Origin of the sequence: Marinobacter sp. C2H3 (assembly GCF_037080155.1) — a bacterium.
Taxonomy (GTDB): Bacteria; Pseudomonadota; Gammaproteobacteria; order Pseudomonadales; family Oleiphilaceae; genus Marinobacter.
Window position 1 is genome coordinate 754,416 of sequence record NZ_JBBBNZ010000002.1, and the last position, 16,226, is coordinate 770,641.

Genomic DNA, 16,226 nt, shown 5'->3' on the forward strand with positions numbered 1-16,226 from the left:
CATGACGCCCGACGACGCCATACTGTCCCATCGCGAAACGGCCATCCCGCACCTGCTGGTGGCGGATGACGAACCCCGGCTGCTTGAGACCCTGTGTGCCCTGCTCCGTGCCGAGGGCTATCGGGTGACCGGAGCCTCCGGCGGTCGGCACGCGTGCGAGCTGGTTCAGAGCGCGAGCTTTGATCTGGCGCTGCTGGATCTGCGCATGCCAGAGGTGGATGGCTTCGGCGTCATGGCCGCCCTGGCGGACCATCAGCCCGACTGCGGCATCATTGTCGTGAGCGGCGAGAGCTCTTTTACCGCGGTCAGCCGCGCGCTTCGCCGGGGCGCCCTGGACTACATCCGCAAACCGTTCGATCCCGAGGAGCTTCTGGCGACCGTGCAATCCGTGGTCGGCAAACAGAACCTGCTGCGGGATCACGAGCATATCCAGATGCGCCTGGAAAAATCCGAGGCCCTGCACCGATACATTGTCAACAGCTCGCCGGACATCGTGTTCATGCTCGATGAGGACGGCCACTTCTGTTTTGTGAACAGCAAGGTTGAGGCCCTGCTCGGGTACCAACCCGCCGAGCTGACCGGACAGCACTTCCGGAACATTCTGGATGACCGGGACGTGGCCCGGGGCACCTACGCCCTGAAAGGCCCGAACATCACCGCCGATAACCCCCGAACGCTGGAAGTCCGGCTGAAGACCCGGGGCAGCCGACGCGCCACCCGTCATTTTGAAATCACCGCCTTCCCCATTGATCCGCAGACCTGGCCCCAGGGAAACGGGCTTGCCGGCGACACCAACGGCCGCACGGCCCGCTACTACGGCACCGCTCGGGACGTGACCGAACGCAAGGAAGCGGAGGCGTTTATCAATTTCCAGGCCTACCACGATCTCTTGACCCGGCTGCCGAACCGGGCCCTGTTCAAGGATCGGCTGGAACTGGCCATCACCCAGGCCCGGCGCAGCCAGCAGCAGCTGGCGGTGATGTTCCTGGACCTGGACCGCTTCAAAGTCATCAACGATACCCTCGGCCACGCCATGGGCGATCGCCTGCTCCAGGCGGTCACCCAACGCCTGGAAAAATGCCTTCGCAAGGGCGACACCCTGTCCCGCTTTGGCGGCGACGAATTCACCCTGCTGCTGCCCTCCATTGGCGGCCACGATGACGCCCGGCAGATCTCCCGAAAGCTGATCAACGCCCTGCGCGCGCCCTTCCAGTTGGGTGAGCACGAGGTCTTCGTGGGTGTGAGCATCGGCATCGCGCTGTTCCCGGAAGCCGGCGAATCCCTGGACCAGCTGATCCAGAACGCCGACATCGCCATGTACCACGTCAAGGCCCGGGGCAAGGACGGCTACCGCTTCTTCTCCCCCAGCATGAGCATCGACAGCGCCCAGCGCCTGAACCTTGAGCGGGATCTGCGCCTGGCCCTGGAGCGGGACGAGTTGAAGGTGTACTACCAACCCCAGGTGTGCTCAACCACCGACCGGATTGTGGGGCTGGAGGCGCTGGTGCGCTGGCAGCACCCCGAGCGTGGCCTGCTTTACCCCCGGGATTTCCTGCCACTGGCGGAGGAAACCCGGCTGATCGGTCTGGTCAGCGAACGGGTGCTGGACCAGGCCTGCCAGGACGTCGGCGAGTGGATTCGCGCCGGCCACCCGGACCTGCGGCTGGCGGTGAACCTCTCTCCCGCCCAGGTCGAGCACCCGCGGTTCGTGGAGACCCTCATGCAGCGGGTAGACGCGCATCGGTTCCCGGCCCGGAACCTGGAAATCGAGATCACCGAGAACGTGATCATGTCCGATCTGGAGCAGATCAGTCAGAAGCTGCGGGAACTGGCCACCCTCGGGGTACGTATCGCCATTGACGATTTCGGCACGGGTTACTCGTCGCTGAATTATCTGCACCGCCTGCCCATCCACACGCTGAAAGTCGACCAGTCTTTCGTCAAGGCCATTCGCAGCAATGACGACGGCGCCTGCATCGTCAATGCCATTGTTGCGATGGCCCATGGCCTGAAGCTGGACATCGTGGCAGAAGGCGTGGAAACCGACGAGCAGCTGGACTACCTGCGGGGGCTGGGTTGCCACCAGGTCCAGGGGTTCTTTTACGGCCCCGCGCGGCCGGCCGAAGAGATTGCCCGGGAGCTCTGCGGCCGACGGGAAAAAGCCGCCTCCTTCTAACCACTCCCCGCTCGTGTGTCTTCAGCCGGGCGCGCCTCATCCCTCTCGCTCCCACCAATTGATTATCAATTGTCCGACACTCCAATAACGATTCTTGACCGGGTTTGCAAAGTGTAGCGTTGTGTTACCTTGTGTATCCGGAAATGCGCAGTGCTGCACATAATTCCCGACACCGCTCTCCTAATCTGCCTGACACAACGAACAACAACACAGGCAGACGAGACATGCGTGACAAGTACAAATACATCGGCCCCGTTTACGACCTGCTGAGCAACCTCTACAGCGGCAAGAACATTCACCGCTGCAAGACGGCCATGCTGGATGTCGAAACCGTTCAACCGGGCGATCGCATTCTCTTTGCCGGCGTCGGCCACGGCCGGGACGCCATTCGCGCCGCCGAACTCGGTGCCGACGTGACCGTGGTGGATCTGTCCGAGACCATGCTGCGCAAATTCGGTGAAGCCCAGGCCAAAGAGGCGCCGCACCTGACCATTCGCCGCATCCACAGCGACATCATGAAAGTGGACGAGTTCGAGCAGTACGACATGGTCATCGCCAACTTCTTCCTGAACGTGTTTGACGAAGACATGATGGTGCGGGTGCTGGAGCACCTGATCCGCCTGGGCAAGGCCGACGCCCGCATTGTGGTGGGCGACTTCTGCTACCCCACCGGCAACCCCCTGTCCCGGGCCTTCAAGAAGCTCTACTGGTACATGGCGGTGTTCGTGTTCTGGCTGATGGCGAACAACGCCTTCCACAAGATCTACAACTACCCCGAGCACATGCAGCGTCTCGGCCTGCAGGTGACGGACAAGAAGCACTTCAAACTGCTGAACATGGACTGTTACTGGTCGATTCTCGGCCGCAAACAGGCCTGATCCGTCCCACCCTGCCAGGAGCGGCGCCATGGCTGACCAGATTCTTGCACTTGACCACGCCCTCGGCCTCGAAAGCGGCCACTTCGGGTTTTCCGAGCGGGTGTCCCTGCTCAAACAGTACGGGGTTCATTCCCAGTCGTTCTCAACCCTCCAGCCCGGGATGCAGTATTTCGACCTGCCGGGCATCGGCTACATCGCGTTCATGCGCAAGTGGGGCGGCACCTTCGTGCTGTCCGATCCGGTTTGCGCGCCGGAGAACTTCCCGGTCATCCTCGAGCGCTTCCATCAGCGCTACCCGAACGCCTGTTACATCCAGGTCTCCCGAACGGTGGTGGACATCCTGCACCTGCGCTTCGGCCTCTACGGCACCCAGTTCGGCAGCGAATCCCGCATTGACCTGCAGAACTGGAGCCTCTCCGGCAAGAAGAAGCAGATCCTGCGGACCGCACTGAACCAGGCGGAAAAGACCGGAGTCACGGTGAAGGAACGGTTCAGCGACGATCACACCCGGGAAATCTCCGAGGCCTGGATTCGCACCCGCAAGTGCAAGAGCAATGAAATCCGCTTCCTGATCCGGCCCATGGAAATGGACTACCGGGAGAACGAACGGCACTTCTACGCCTATGAGGATGGCAAAGCGGTTGGTTTTATCTATTTCGATCCGATCTACCGGAACAACGAGATCATCAGCTACGTGCCCAACATCTCCCGGGCCAACGCCGATTTCCGCCAAGGCATTTTCTACACGCTGATGGCCCACGCCATGGACGTCTTCAAGGCCGAGGGCGTGCCCTACCTGGACCTGGGGCTGATCCCCCTGTCGCTGGACGCCAAACTCGAATCCCAGGAAAGCCGGCTGCTCAAACGGCTGATGCACCTGATCTACGAGAAGGGCAATTTCCTTTATAACTTCAAAGGACTGGAGTTCACCAAATCCCGCTTCCGGGGCGAGAACTTCAAGACCTACTGTTGCCACAAACGAGCAATTCCGGCGCTCGAATTTCTGGCGATGTTCAAACTGACCCGGCTGTTGTAACCGGCGCCGGCAGCCCGCCCCACTCGGCGCGGCACTCCGTCACCGCCAGCCCGAGCCCGGCCATGAACGACAGCAGGCCATCGGGCAGCGGGCCGGACAACAACAGCCGGGAGACCGGCTCGTCCGGGTCCGCGTCGCCGGCAGAGGGGCGACCCGGGCCGAGTAACTGGACGACCCGTCGGGCAATGGCGTCACCGGATTCCACCCAGTGCCGCACCGACGGCAACGCCGCCGCCAGCTCCGCTTTCAGCAGCGGGTAGTGGGTGCACCCCAGCACCACCGTGTCCACGCCGGCCCGCGCCAGCGGCGCCAGCGCGCGACCCAAGTCGTCGGCGGGCACGGCCTGCCCTCGGGCTTTATCCTCCGCCCAGCGAACCAGGCGCGCCTCACCTACCAGGGTCAGCTCACAGTCCCCGGCAAACTGGCGGATCAAATCCTGCAGGTAGGGCCGGCGGATGGTCGCCGGTGTCGCCAGCACGCCCAGCCTGCGATTTTCACTCACGGCCGCGGCCGGTTTGATGGCCGGCACCACACCCACCACCGGCACACCCACCTCGGACCGCAGCCGGGGCAGTACCAGCGTGCTGGCGGTGTTGCAGGCCACCACCACCGCGTCGCAGGGCGTCTCCGCCAGAGCCCGGGCGATCAGCCCGCAGCAACTGTCAAGAACCACGGATTCCGGCTGATTGCCGTAGGGAAACCCGGCGTTGTCCGCCAGGTACACAAAGCGAGCGGTGGGCAGTGCCCGATGGATGCAGGCGGCCACGCTCAGCCCGCCGACACCGGAATCGAACACCAGGAGCCGGGGCGGCCGCCCCACCACCGTGGCCACCGCCTCACTCATCGTCGGGCGCACCGCTGAGAATCCGCCGCTCCATGGCCTGAATCAGGGAGCCGGCAATGGTGGTGCCGGGGGGGACCGGCGGCGTGTCTCCGGGGCGGAACCAGCCAGCGTCAGACAGCTCATCCTCCTGAAGGCGCAGGGTGCCGCCCTGGTAATCGGCAAAAAAGCCCATCATCAGTTGGTGGGGAAACGGCCAGGGCTGGGACCCCTGATAGCGAATGTTGCCCACCGTCAGCCCGGTCTCCTCGAGCACTTCCCGTGCCACCGCCGACTCCAGGTTCTCTCCCGCCTCCACGAAGCCGGCAATCAGGCTGTAGAACGGCCGGCGGGCCCGGGCGTTCTTGGCCAGCAGGTAGCGATCGCCGTCGCGGATCACCACGATCACGCAGGGCGCAATACGCGGGTACCAGGGAATCTGGCAGGTCTCGCACCATTTCGCCCGTTCCCGGGCGTGCAGACCGGTGGGCGCGCCGCAGCGGCCGCAGAACCGGTGGTCCCGCCACCACTGGAGCACCTGCAGGCCGGTACCCAGCAATTCCGCCGGGGCATCCTCCCGCGCCAGCAGTGCCTCCCGGAGGTTCACCGCCTCGGCCTCCGCCGGCGCCTCACTGGCCGAGGCGACGTAAACCGATTGCCCGCCCACCTGTCCGAGTGAGACCGGCTCTGACATCAGCACGCCTTGCGCCGATGACAGCGGGTGCAGCCAGCCTTCAGCCGGCTTGAGGATATCGGTGCCAGACACCAGCAACAGGCGGTCAGACGCCTCCGGTGGCCGGGTGGTCCAGCCAGGCGTCCAGTGGGTCTCGATCATCACAGGCATCCTCGGCAAATCGATGGAACGGGAGTGATTCAATGCCAGAGAATGTACCACATTGCCGCCGGTGCCAAGAATGCCGCCCGCGCTTTCCGGCCCCGGCCCAACCAAGTAAACTGGGCGCCTGTTTTTTGTGTCACCGGAGCGACCGAACATGCGACTTTACCGGGGCTTTCGCAGCCTGATACTGGCATTATTCCGAAAGATCCTGTTTCTCTGGGTCCGGACCGACGTCAGCGGCAACACCGCCGAAGCCCTGGGGCTGAACCCGGACAAACCCGTCTGCTACGTACTCCAGTACAGCTCTCTCTCCAGCCGGCTGGTGCTGGAGCAGGAAGTGATCCGGGCCGGCCTGCCTGGTGCGGACCAGTCCCTGCCGGTGAAAAACGGCCCCGCTCACTCGTTCTTTTTCCTGTACCGCCGCATCGGTGGCCTATTCCGGGGCGGCCGGCAGACGCCGGTGCCCACCAACGAATTCAAGGCGCTGGTACGCTTCGGCCTCGAACACCCGGAGCAGGACGTGCAGATTGTACCGGTATCGTTGTTCTGGGGCCGGTCTCCGGACAAGGAAAAATCCCTGGTCAAGCTGCTGCTCTCGGACACCTGGTCCGTGGCCGGCCGACTGCAAAAGTTCCTGATCATCCTGCTTCACGGGCGCAACACCTACGTTCAGTTCAACCAGCCGCTGTCGCTGCGCCAGGTGATCGACGAGTACCGCCACAGCGAAGACCGGGCCAACCGCAAGCTGGCACGCCTGCTGCGCACCCACTTCCGCCGGGTACGCCAAGCCGTGCTCGGGCCGGACCTGTCTCACCGGCGCACCCTGGTGGAGGGCCTGGTACGCACCCAGGCAGTCAAAGAAGCGATCCGTGAAACCGCCGCGGCCGAGGACCTGGCCCCCGAGAAGGTTCGGGCGCGGGCCTACAAGTACGCCGATGAAATCGCCGCCAGCATGTCCATTGTCACCATCCGGTTCCTGGAGGTTGTGCTGTCCTGGCTGTGGAACCGCATCTACAAGGGCATCGCCGTCAACAACATCCGGGTGGTCAAGGAAGTGGCCCAGGACAGCGCCGTGGTCTACGTGCCCTGCCACCGCTCCCACATTGATTACCTGCTGCTGTCCTACGTGCTGTACAAGAACGGCCTGATGCCGCCCCACATTGCCGCGGGCATCAACCTGAACATGCCCATTGTCGGCCCGATCCTGCGCCGGGGCGGCGCCTTCTTCATGCGCCGGTCGTTCCGGGACAACCCGCTGTACGCCACCGTGTTCAACGAATACATGCACGTGATGTTTTCCCGGGGCTACTCGGTGGAATACTTCGTGGAGGGCGGCCGCAGCCGCACCGGCCGGATGCTCAGGCCCAGACCCGGCATGCTCTCAATGACCGTGCGCAGCTTCCTGCGGGACCACCGCAAGCCCATCGTGTTCGTGCCGGTGTACATCGGCTATGAAAAGGTAATGGAAGGCCGCTCCTACCTGGGCGAGCTGCGAGGCAAGAAAAAGCAGAAAGAGAGCGTGTTCGGGCTGGCCAAAACCGCCCGCAAACTGACCAACTCGTTCGGCCGGGTGTCCCTCAACTTTGGTGAGGCAATCCCCCTGGCGGACGTGCTGGACGGGGTCCGCGACAGCTGGCGGGACGAAGCCTACGACGCCGAATACCGGCCGGAGTGGCTGGGCGAGGCGGTGGACGCCCTCGCCATGAAAGTGGCCACCCACATCAACGGGGCGGTGGCGGTCAATCCCATCGGCATGACCGCCACCGTGCTGCTGGGTACCGAACGCCTTGCCATGGACGAGCGCCAGCTGATTCGCCTGATGGACGATTTTGCCGCGCTGCTGCAGGCCTACCCGTACGCCGGCACGGTGACCTTGCCCGAAGGCTCTGGCAAAGACTGGGTGACCTACTGTGAAACCATGGGCCTGGTGACCCGGCAGCCCCAGACCCTCGGGGACATCATCGGCCTGGAAGGCAGCAACGCCATCCTGATGACCTATTACCGCAACAACATCCAGCACCTGTTTGCCCTGCCCTCGCTGATTGCCAGCCTGTTCGAGAACAAGGACAGCCTGCGCCGGGACAAGATCGTGTTTCTCGCCAGCGTCGCTTACCCCTACCTGCAGTCGGAGCTGTTCCTGCGCTTCCCGGAAGCGTCGGTGGAAGGCGTCATCGAGCAGTGGATTGACGTGATGATCCAGCAGGGGCTGCTGATTGCCCTGGACGACGGGCGCATCGGCCGGCCGGAGGAAGGCACCGATGCCATGCTCCGGCTGCGGGTGCTGTCCCGGTTCATCATCCAGACGCTTGAGCGTTACCACATCGCCCTGGCGATTCTGCGGAAATACGGCTCGGGCAAGCTGTCCGCCAAGGAGCTCGAAGAGCAAAGCACCCTGCTGGCGGAGCGGATGTCCATCCTGTTCGGGCTGAACGCGCCGGAGTTCTTCGACAAGAGCCTGTTCCGTAACTTCATCGACACCTTGCGCCGGCAGGACGTTATCCAGATCGACGGCGAGGGCCTGATTCATTACGGCGAGGGCCTGGATGAGGTGGCCGAGGACGCCCGGCTGGTGCTTAGCGTGGAGAAGCGCCAGGTCATCCAGCAGGTCACCATGATGGGCGCCTGAGGGCGCCGGTGACGGCTCAAGTGACGGGGTAAACGGCCGATTCAGGCCGGCGGAAGGGCCCTGAGAGGGTAAAGATCGTAGCGGCTACTCTTGCCTTCCAGGCGCGTGGCCGGCTCCGGGCCCTCGATGGCCGGCGCCTTGCGGGGCCGCTTGACCACCACCCGATACCGGGCCGCCGCCAGCGCCGCTTCCAGCAGGGCGACGGCGTCGTCGTCGTCGCCGACCACCTGCCGGAACACGGCCATTTCCTTTTTCACCCTCGCGCTTTTGTCCCGATGAGGAAACATCGGGTCCAGATAGACCACATCCACCGAGCCGGGGGCTTGCGACCTCAGCCAGTCGATGCTGCTGCCCCGGGGAACCAGGGTCATGCGGGCAATCGTGTCTGCGCACTCGGCGTTCAACGCCGCACGTGCCAACCCATCCGCCAGCACCGCGTGCACCAGCGGGTTCCGCTCCAGCAAAGTTACCTGACAGCCCAACCCCGCCAGCACAAAGGCATCCTGGCCGAGCCCGGCGGTGGCGTCCACCACCGTCAACGGCGCTTTGGTCTTGTGCAGGCCGACCGCCCGCGCCACCAGCTGGCCGGCGCCGCCGCCGTGTTCCCGGCGATAGCCCATACGACCGGACACAAACTCGGCGCGAACGGGCCCCGGCAGCGCGCCCTTTCCAGGAGGCTTGCCCTTTGCCCTGCCCGATGCCCGGTCGGCGTACCGGCCCTCGCCCGTAACCTGCAAGCCAAGGCCGACCTCGTCAAACAGCAGCAACAACGGCACCTGAGTAACAGCAGATGGCTGCACGGTTCCGAGATCCGCCAGGCCAAGCGTCTGGGCCAGCTCCCGTGCCGCGCGGGCATCGCCGAGCGCGGTACGGGCAACCGCCACCGCCGTGGCGTCCGGAGCGGTCCGTGGGAGCGAAGGGCGCGCGTCCGACATCAAACGCGGATATCAATACCGGTGAGCGTGCCGGTGCGGGCGTCGTCGCCGTCCGCATCCGCGGCGGCCACGTTGGCAAAGGTCGAGAGTGCACGGGCGGTGGGCAGGGGCAGATCGCCGTCGCGAAACGATTCCAGCCGGGCATCTTCGGCGGCCCGACGGGCCTCAACGCGCCGTTGCAGCGTGGCTTCGTCGCTGGCCCGCTGGCCGGTGCGGGACCCGACGTTGCGAAGGTCGTCCCGGGGCAGGCTGTTGGGATTGGAGGTATCCGGTGCGCTGGTCCGGCCGGCGTCAACCCGGCCGCGAGCCTGGGGCGAGCCGTTTGGGGTAGGAAGAAGATTGCCCGGGGGCAGGCCAGCCATCATGATCGGAGTCTCTGCTGCTGTTCTCTTGTCGTACGCTTATTGTTCTCGGGTGCAGGTACGCTCGCCACCCAACCACGGGACGAAGCCGGTGGCGTTTACCTGAGCGGTCAGTCTAGCCCCGCCCAGGCAGTTTTTTCCAGGCCACTTCGTCCCGCAGGTACATTGGCTGGGCCTGCTCCGCTGGCACACCTCCGCCCTGTCGCACCATCGCCTCGGCCAGCTCGGCCACCCAAGCCGCCCGCAGCAGCAAATCCGGCTCGGTCACGGACATCGCCTCCCGGACGGCCGCCGGCATCTGCGCCTGCAACGCCCAACCCGGCCCTGCGGCCACCCAGCGGACCGTGCCGTCCAGCTCGTTATCCGAATGGCCCAGGCTGACCGCCTCCGGCGGGCACACCCGTTCGTCACCCAGCAACACCGGCAGGCCCTGGTCGATCCGGTAGCAGCCCCAGTATACCTCGCCCATACGGGCGTCGAACGCTACCGCGACACGGTCTCCATCCCCCAGGGACAGGGACCGGGCCGCACCCAGGGCCACCGCCGCCAGGGACGACACCGGCACCACCGGCAGGTTCAGTCCCCAGGCCAGCCCCTGTACCACACCGGTGGCAATGCGAACGCCGGTGAACGACCCGGGGCCACAGGCAAACGCCAGCGCGTCCAGATCGGACGGCGCCATCCCCTGCTCATCCAGCAGGCTGCGCACCATCGGCATCAGCAGCCGTGTATGGCCGCGGGGCGCCCGCTCGAAACGCTCGGTGACCGCGCCATCCAGCCGCAGGGCGGCGGAACAGCCTTCGGAGGAGGTATCCAGTGCCAGGAGTTTCAAGAGTGACCGCTTACTTCAGTTTGCTGAGAATCTGGTCGCGGATGCTGTCCAGGGACCCGACACCCTCAACCCGCACATACGCCGGCGCCGCATCCGGATCTGCGCTGGCCCAATCGCGGTAGAAGCCAACCAGCGGCTCGGTCTGCTCGTGGTAGATGCTCAGGCGCTTGCGCACGGTGGCTTCCTTGTCGTCTTCGCGCTGAACCAGCGGTTCGCCGGTTTCGTCGTCCTTGCCTTCCACTTTGGGGGGATCGTACTTGACGTGATAGATGCGGCCACTGCCTTCGTGGACACGACGGCCAGACAGCCGGCTGACGATTTCCTCGTCATCCACCGCAATCTCGACCACATAGTCGATAGCAATACCTTGGTCTTTCAGAGCCTCGGCCTGGGGAATGGTGCGGGGAAAACCGTCCAGCAGAAAGCCGTTGCTGCAATCGGGTTGCTGTATGCGCTCTTCAATCAGGGCGATGATGATCTCGTCGGACACCAGGCCGCCAGAGGCCATCACTTCTTTCACCTGGTTACCCAGCTCAGAGCCGGACTTTACGGCAGCACGGAGCATGTCACCGGTGGAGATCTGGGGGATACCAAAGCGCTCGGTGATGAATTGCGCCTGGGTCCCCTTACCCGCGCCTGGCGCGCCTAACATGATGATTCGCATACGTTGTGCTCCCGTTGTCGTCATTATCGTTTGAAAAACTGCGGCAAAAACCGATGCTTTTGCGGCAACCTCTCACAACGGCGGCGGGCACCACGAGGGGCCAACGCCGAGGGCGCATTATACGAACTCGGGTGCTCCAGAGAAAGTCGACCTCCGTCTGATCGGCTCGGGGAGATCGCGCTGGCGCTACGATGCCAGGGAGAGGGCGAGGCTGTCCAGATCGGGCGCGACCCGGTCAGTTTCCTCGTTGAGGGATACCAGAACGTCCGGGGAGAGCTGCAGAGCCCGGACCAGGCCGGGGACATCGTCGGCGTTCAGCTCGTCGCCGATGCCACGCTCCTTGAGCAGCGCATTGGCCAGTTGGACCATCAGCACGAACCGCTCCCCGTCTCCCTGGTAGCCGGCATGCTGGTGCAGGCCGGCCGCCTTGATAACCGGGTCCGGCAGTTGCCAGAGGCGATGCAGGATGCCGCCGATGGCACCGTGCCCGACCGACAGAATGCCGTCCGGATCTTCCCGGCCGAACACCTGCTGTTCCAGCGAGTGCAGGCTGGCGTCCGGGTTACTGTCCCGGAGCTGGTTGAGCTCCTCGAACTCGGCGGGGAACAGGTGGCCCACCAGCAGCAGGCCGAAGTTGTGCAGCAGGCCGCACAGATAGGCCAGGCCCTTGTCGATACTCAATGGCTTCGCGAGGGCCTGGCACATAAAGGCGCAGTAAAGCGAGTGTCGCCAGAACGCATCGAGGCCCAGCGGGCCATTTCGTGGCACATCGAACGCCCGCACAGAGGCGATACCCAAGGCAATGTGGGCCACGCGGTCGAAGCCCAGCACCCGGGTGACGGCGTCCTGCACGGTGTTGATCTGCCCCGGATAGTGGAACAGCGCGGAGCGGGCATAGCGCATGATCTGCGCGGTCAGGCTCGGGTCCAGCTCGATCAGCTCGGACAATTCCCGGGCAGTCGCCTCGCTGTTGGCGGTCAGGCGCAGGATGCGCAGAGCCAGGGCCGGCATCGGCGGCAGGCGGTACAGCTTCTGTAGCCGGTCGGCCACTTCCTCGAGACTGAGCGCCTTGCGCCCGGCCCGGCCTGGGCCGCGAATCACCAGGTGCCCCTTGCGAGCCCCCGCCATGGCCAGCCGGAAGTCCCGGCCAGACATCACGACCACGCCACCAGACCGGCCACCGGAGAATACCACCGGGTCCAGGTCGGCCACGTCGGCATCCAGCAGCACCGGCATATCGAAGGCCGCACCCAGGGGCGGGGTGAAATCCGGATCGCATTCCGGCATCAGGCGGGCTGACTGCTGGCCGCTCAGGGGCTGCAGGCGGCGACCGGTAAGCTGGGCCAGGGCATCCGGGTCCAGCGCAGCGTCAAACCGGTGGACCACCATGACCACACCCTGGATATCCACCATCAGGTTGGCTTCCAGACACTGAGTCTGGGGATAACCGGATGCCATCATCGCGGCTTCCAGCGACGGGGCCGACTCGATGGAACGCACCTCCCAAGCCAACCCCTTGCGCTGGAGAAACGCCTCCAGCGTCGGGGCTATCGGTAACGCCGCTGCCACAATAACGCTCCTGTCTGTTGCCAAGACCGTGCTGCCGATGCCGGGCTTAGCCGGTGTTGCGCATGCCGGCGGAGATGCCCGCCATGGTGACTTTAAGCGCCCGCTCAACTTCCTCGGGCACCACGCCCTTACCTTCCCCGGCGCGGTCCCGCTTGAGCAGTTCCGCCTGCAGGTAGTGCAACGGGTCGGTGTACGGGTTTCGTACCCGCATGGAGTGGGCAAACACCGGCTCGTGCTCCAGCAGCTCGTTCTGTTCCTTCAGTTCCAGCAGCCGCTCGATGCATTGCCCCAGTCGCGCCCGCAGGCTGCGCCCCAGGTCCCGCAGCGGGCCATCATCCACCAGCGTATCCTCGTAATAGGCGGCAATGCGCAGGTCCGCCTTGGCCAGCACCATTTCCAGCATGTCGACATACGTGCGGAAGAACGGCCAGCCGGCCATCATTTCTCTCAGTAGCGGCAGCTTCTGCGCTTTCGCCGCTTCCTCGAGCGCCACGTCGCTGCCCAGCCAGCTTGGCAGCATCAGGCGCATCTGGGTCCAGGCGAAAATCCACGGAATCGCCCGCAAGCTTTCCACGCCGCCGGAGGCTTTGCGACGTGCCGGACGGCTGCCCAGGGCGAGCTTGCCCAGGGCCTGTTCCGGTGTCACCTGCCGGAAGTACGGGACAAAGTCCGGATTCTCCCGAACCACCGCCCGATAGCCCGCCAGGGAATGGCCGGTCAACCAGTCCATGGCCTCGCGCCAAGCAGGCTCCGGTTTGGGGGGCGGCGCCAGGGTGGCCTCGATCACCGCGGTGGTGTAGAGCGTCAGGCTCTGGACCGCCAGCCTCGGTAGACCGAACTTGAAGCGGATCATCTCGCCCTGCTCGGTGATGCGGAAGCTGCCGTTCACTGAGCCAGGGGGCTGGGACAGAATCGCTCGGTTGGCGGGACCACCACCACGACCGACGGTGCCGCCCCGGCCGTGGAACAGGGTCAGGTGCACGCCGTAATCACCGGCCACACGGGTCAGCGCCTCCTGGGCCTGGTACTGGGCCCAGGCGGCCATCAACTGGCCGGCGTCCTTGGACGAGTCCGAATAGCCGATCATCACTTCCTGACGGCCCTGACAGTAGTCCCGGTACCAGGGCACCTCGAACAGCGCTTTCATGGCGTCCGGCGCGCCGGTCAGGTCGTCCAGGGTCTCAAACAGCGGCACCACCCGCATCGGGAACGCCATGCCGGCCTCTCGCAGCAGCAGGATCACGCTCAGCACGTCGGACGGCTTGCTGGCCATGGAGATCACGTAGGAGCCCAGAGCTTCCGGGGTCTGGCGCGCGACCACTTCGCAGGTGGCCAGCACCTCGGCCACGGCCTCCGAGGGCGCCCAGTTCCTGGGCACCAGCGGCCGCCGGCTCTGCAGCTCTTTCACCAGGAATGCCTGGCGCTCGGCCTCGGACCAGCTCAGGTAGTCGCCCAGTTCCAGGAAACTGACCATTTCCGCCACCGCCTCGGCGTGGCGGGACGCCTCCTGGCGGATGTCCAGGCGGATCAGAGGCAGACCAAACGTATGGGCACGGCGCAGGGTATCGAGCAGGGGCCCGTTGGCGATGCTCTCGAGGCCACAGGCCACCAGGGAGCGGTAGCACAGCTCCAGCGGGCCGGTCAGGTCCTGGTTTTCAAACAGGATGCCCCGTGCGTCACCGCCCTCACCGTTCACGCTGGCTTCGGCCCAGTCTCGGGTCCGGATAAGCCGGTCACGCAGGTCACCGAGGATCTGGCGGTAGGGCTCGCGGCTGTCGCCGACCTGCCCGCGCAGCTCCTCGCTGGCCTGCCACATGGAGAGTTCCGCCCGCAGCGCCTGAATGTCCCGCAGGAAAAGGTCAGCCGCCATCCAGCGGCCCAACAAAAAGACTTTACGAGTCACCTCATGGGTCACGTTCGGGTTGCCGTCCCGGTCCCCCCCCATCCAGGAAGCGATGCGGATGGGTGCGGCGTCCACCGGCAACCCTTTACCCGTCGCCTCTTCCAGAGAATGGTCCAGGCTGCGCAGGAAGTCCGGCAACGCCTGCCAGAGGCTGTTCTCAATCACCGCAAAGCCCCACTTGGCCTCGTCCACCGCCGTGGGCCGCTCATGGCGAATTTCGTCGGTGTGCCAGGCTTCCGCCACCAGGCGCGACAGCCGCTCAACGATCTGCTCCCGTTCGGCGGGCATCAGATCGTCGTGGTCGAGGGCCGCCAGGCATTCGGACATGTCGTCGTACTTCATGATCAGGGTGCGGCGGGCCACTTCCGTGGGGTGCGCGGTCAGCACGAACTCGATGCGCAGGTCCGCGACCCGGCGATGCAGCTCCTCCGGGGAAACGTTGCCGGCTTTCAGGCGGCTGAAGACCTCCCCCAGGGACTCCACCATCAAATCGGACTGGTGGCCGCGCTTGCGGCGGATACCGTGGTACTGCTCGGCCAGGTTGGCCAGATTCAGGAACTGGTTGAAAGCGCGGGTGACCGGCAGCAGCTCGCTGTCGTCGAGCTTGCCCAGCAGGTTGACCAGGCGCTGGCCGGAACCGCTTTCCTGCCGGCGATCGGCCTTGGCGGCAGCGCGGATTTCCTCAATCAGGTCAAAGCATCGTTGGCCGGGGGTGTGGCGGATGTTCTGGCCCAGCAGTTCACCGAGAAGCCGTACGTTTTCACGCAGGTCGGGATGTAGCTCAGTCACATTAACGTCCTTTTGAATTGACGGAGACGAAGGAAACTTACGATACTAAGATTTGATTGAGAAAGTCTATCGTCGCGCCCTGCGACCATGGCCGCAAGGAGTTTCCATGAAAGTGACCGACCTGCCCAAACACTGGGCGCAGAAAAAGCAGCCTGTCGAGCGAACCCACGATTACAACCTGCGGTTGCCGCTGGAAGATGCGGCGCGGGTGTCAGCCCTGGCGGAACTCTACCCGGACCGTTCCGAGGCGGACATTCTGAATGACATGATCGCGGCGGCGCTGGACGATCTGGTTCGCCAGTCGCCGATCAAGGATCGCCTGGAGAAGCGGGACAGACAGGGATCTGATCAGGGCTGAAACGCCCTGGGGGAAGGTAAAACAAACGGGCCGCGCCGGAACAACCGGCGCGGCCCGTTTTGCGTCAGGCGACGGACTCGAGCTGCCGTGCCTTGAGGCGCTGGATGTGCTTCTGGCTAAGGCTGATGAACTTCGGCGTCAGACCCTGGTCTTCGTAAATCTCAAAACCGTCCTCATCGTAGGCCACCACCTTGGTGCCCTGCTCGTAGGGGAAACTGGTTTCGAGTTCGTCCAGGGCAGCGGAAATCAGGTCGCGCATGAGGTCCTGGGGCGACTTCATCGGGTAAAGGGCCGCCAGTTTCTCCAGCCGCTTGTGATGCTGGTCGGACAACGCCATGAAGTACGGATCCCGGGTGACCCGGCCCCGTGCGTGCTTGTCCCAGTAGTTGACCAGATCCTTGATTTTCATAGTGCCTTCACTCCTGCATCTTCTCGCTGGC

The 16,226-nt window shown here is 64.6% G+C and carries 14 protein-coding genes; 5 read left to right on the top strand and 9 right to left on the bottom strand.

Annotated features, from left to right (window positions below):
- Position 1 precedes the first annotated feature (1 nt).
- The 3 genes from V3388_RS08470 (at position 2) to V3388_RS08480 (ending at position 4,090) form a co-directional block, all read left to right on the top strand.
- Positions 2–2,176, top strand: coding sequence for an EAL domain-containing response regulator (locus tag V3388_RS08470; protein ID WP_336367091.1), 2,175 nt, complete (start codon positions 2–4; stop codon positions 2,174–2,176).
- Between the two features lie 224 nt (positions 2,177–2,400).
- Positions 2,401–3,054 (top strand): class I SAM-dependent methyltransferase, encoded by a 654-nt coding sequence (locus tag V3388_RS08475; RefSeq protein ID WP_336367092.1) that lies wholly within the window; start codon positions 2,401–2,403, stop codon positions 3,052–3,054.
- A 28-nt stretch (positions 3,055–3,082) separates the two neighbouring features.
- Positions 3,083–4,090 carry a DUF2156 domain-containing protein gene (locus V3388_RS08480; protein ID WP_336367093.1) on the top strand — a complete coding sequence of 336 codons (1,008 nt, stop codon included), beginning with the start codon at positions 3,083–3,085 and terminating at the stop codon, positions 4,088–4,090.
- Here V3388_RS08480 and murI read toward each other — a convergent pair.
- Together murI and nudC are read right to left on the bottom strand one after the other, a co-directional pair.
- The gene (murI, locus tag V3388_RS08485; RefSeq protein WP_336367094.1) at positions 4,068–4,934 is read right to left on the bottom strand and encodes a glutamate racemase; all 867 of its coding nucleotides are present in this window, start codon (positions 4,932–4,934) and stop codon (positions 4,068–4,070) included. The two genes, V3388_RS08480 and murI, sit on opposite strands and share 23 nt — an antisense overlap.
- On the bottom strand, positions 4,927–5,745 hold the full coding sequence (gene nudC / locus V3388_RS08490; protein ID WP_336367095.1) for an NAD(+) diphosphatase: 819 nt from the start codon (positions 5,743–5,745) through the stop codon (positions 4,927–4,929). Before nudC ends, murI begins: the two co-directional genes overlap by 8 nt.
- A 157-nt stretch (positions 5,746–5,902) precedes the next feature.
- On the opposite strand from nudC, the gene plsB reads away from it, so the two are divergent.
- Complete coding sequence (gene plsB, locus V3388_RS08495; protein WP_336367096.1) at positions 5,903–8,374, top strand: glycerol-3-phosphate 1-O-acyltransferase PlsB; 2,472 nt, start codon at positions 5,903–5,905, stop codon at positions 8,372–8,374.
- 41 nt (positions 8,375–8,415) lie between these two features.
- Here plsB and V3388_RS08500 read toward each other — a convergent pair whose 3' ends face one another.
- The 6 genes from V3388_RS08500 to ppc form a co-directional block, all read right to left on the bottom strand.
- Positions 8,416–9,309: a class I SAM-dependent methyltransferase gene (locus tag V3388_RS08500; RefSeq protein ID WP_336367097.1), complete on the bottom strand. Its 894-nt coding sequence runs from the start codon at positions 9,307–9,309 to the stop codon at positions 8,416–8,418.
- The gene (locus tag V3388_RS08505) at positions 9,309–9,674 is read right to left on the bottom strand and encodes a UDP pyrophosphate phosphatase (RefSeq protein WP_336367098.1); all 366 of its coding nucleotides are present in this window, start codon (positions 9,672–9,674) and stop codon (positions 9,309–9,311) included. Before V3388_RS08505 ends, V3388_RS08500 begins: the two co-directional genes overlap by 1 nt.
- Before the next feature lie 112 nt (positions 9,675–9,786).
- Positions 9,787–10,503, bottom strand: a complete 717-nt coding sequence (tsaB, locus tag V3388_RS08510) for a tRNA (adenosine(37)-N6)-threonylcarbamoyltransferase complex dimerization subunit type 1 TsaB (RefSeq protein WP_336367099.1) — start codon at positions 10,501–10,503, stop codon at positions 9,787–9,789.
- 10 nt (positions 10,504–10,513) lie between these two features.
- Positions 10,514–11,167, bottom strand: a complete 654-nt coding sequence (adk, locus tag V3388_RS08515) for an adenylate kinase (protein ID WP_336367100.1) — start codon at positions 11,165–11,167, stop codon at positions 10,514–10,516.
- A gap of 186 nt (positions 11,168–11,353) precedes the next feature.
- Entirely contained in the window at positions 11,354–12,736 is a 1,383-nt protein-coding gene (locus V3388_RS08520; RefSeq protein ID WP_336367101.1) for an HDOD domain-containing protein, read from the bottom strand.
- 46 nt (positions 12,737–12,782) lie between these two features.
- Complete coding sequence (gene ppc / locus V3388_RS08525; RefSeq protein WP_336367102.1) at positions 12,783–15,428, bottom strand: phosphoenolpyruvate carboxylase; 2,646 nt, start codon at positions 15,426–15,428, stop codon at positions 12,783–12,785.
- A gap of 106 nt (positions 15,429–15,534) precedes the next feature.
- On the opposite strand from ppc, the gene V3388_RS08530 reads away from it, so the two are divergent.
- Positions 15,535–15,786 (top strand): hypothetical protein, encoded by a 252-nt coding sequence (locus V3388_RS08530; protein WP_336367103.1) that lies wholly within the window; start codon positions 15,535–15,537, stop codon positions 15,784–15,786.
- 64 nt (positions 15,787–15,850) lie between these two features.
- On the opposite strand, the gene V3388_RS08535 is transcribed toward V3388_RS08530, so the two are convergent.
- Positions 15,851–16,195, bottom strand: a complete 345-nt coding sequence (locus tag V3388_RS08535; RefSeq protein ID WP_336367104.1) for a pilin assembly protein — start codon at positions 16,193–16,195, stop codon at positions 15,851–15,853.
- Between the last annotated feature and the right edge of the window lie 31 nt (positions 16,196–16,226).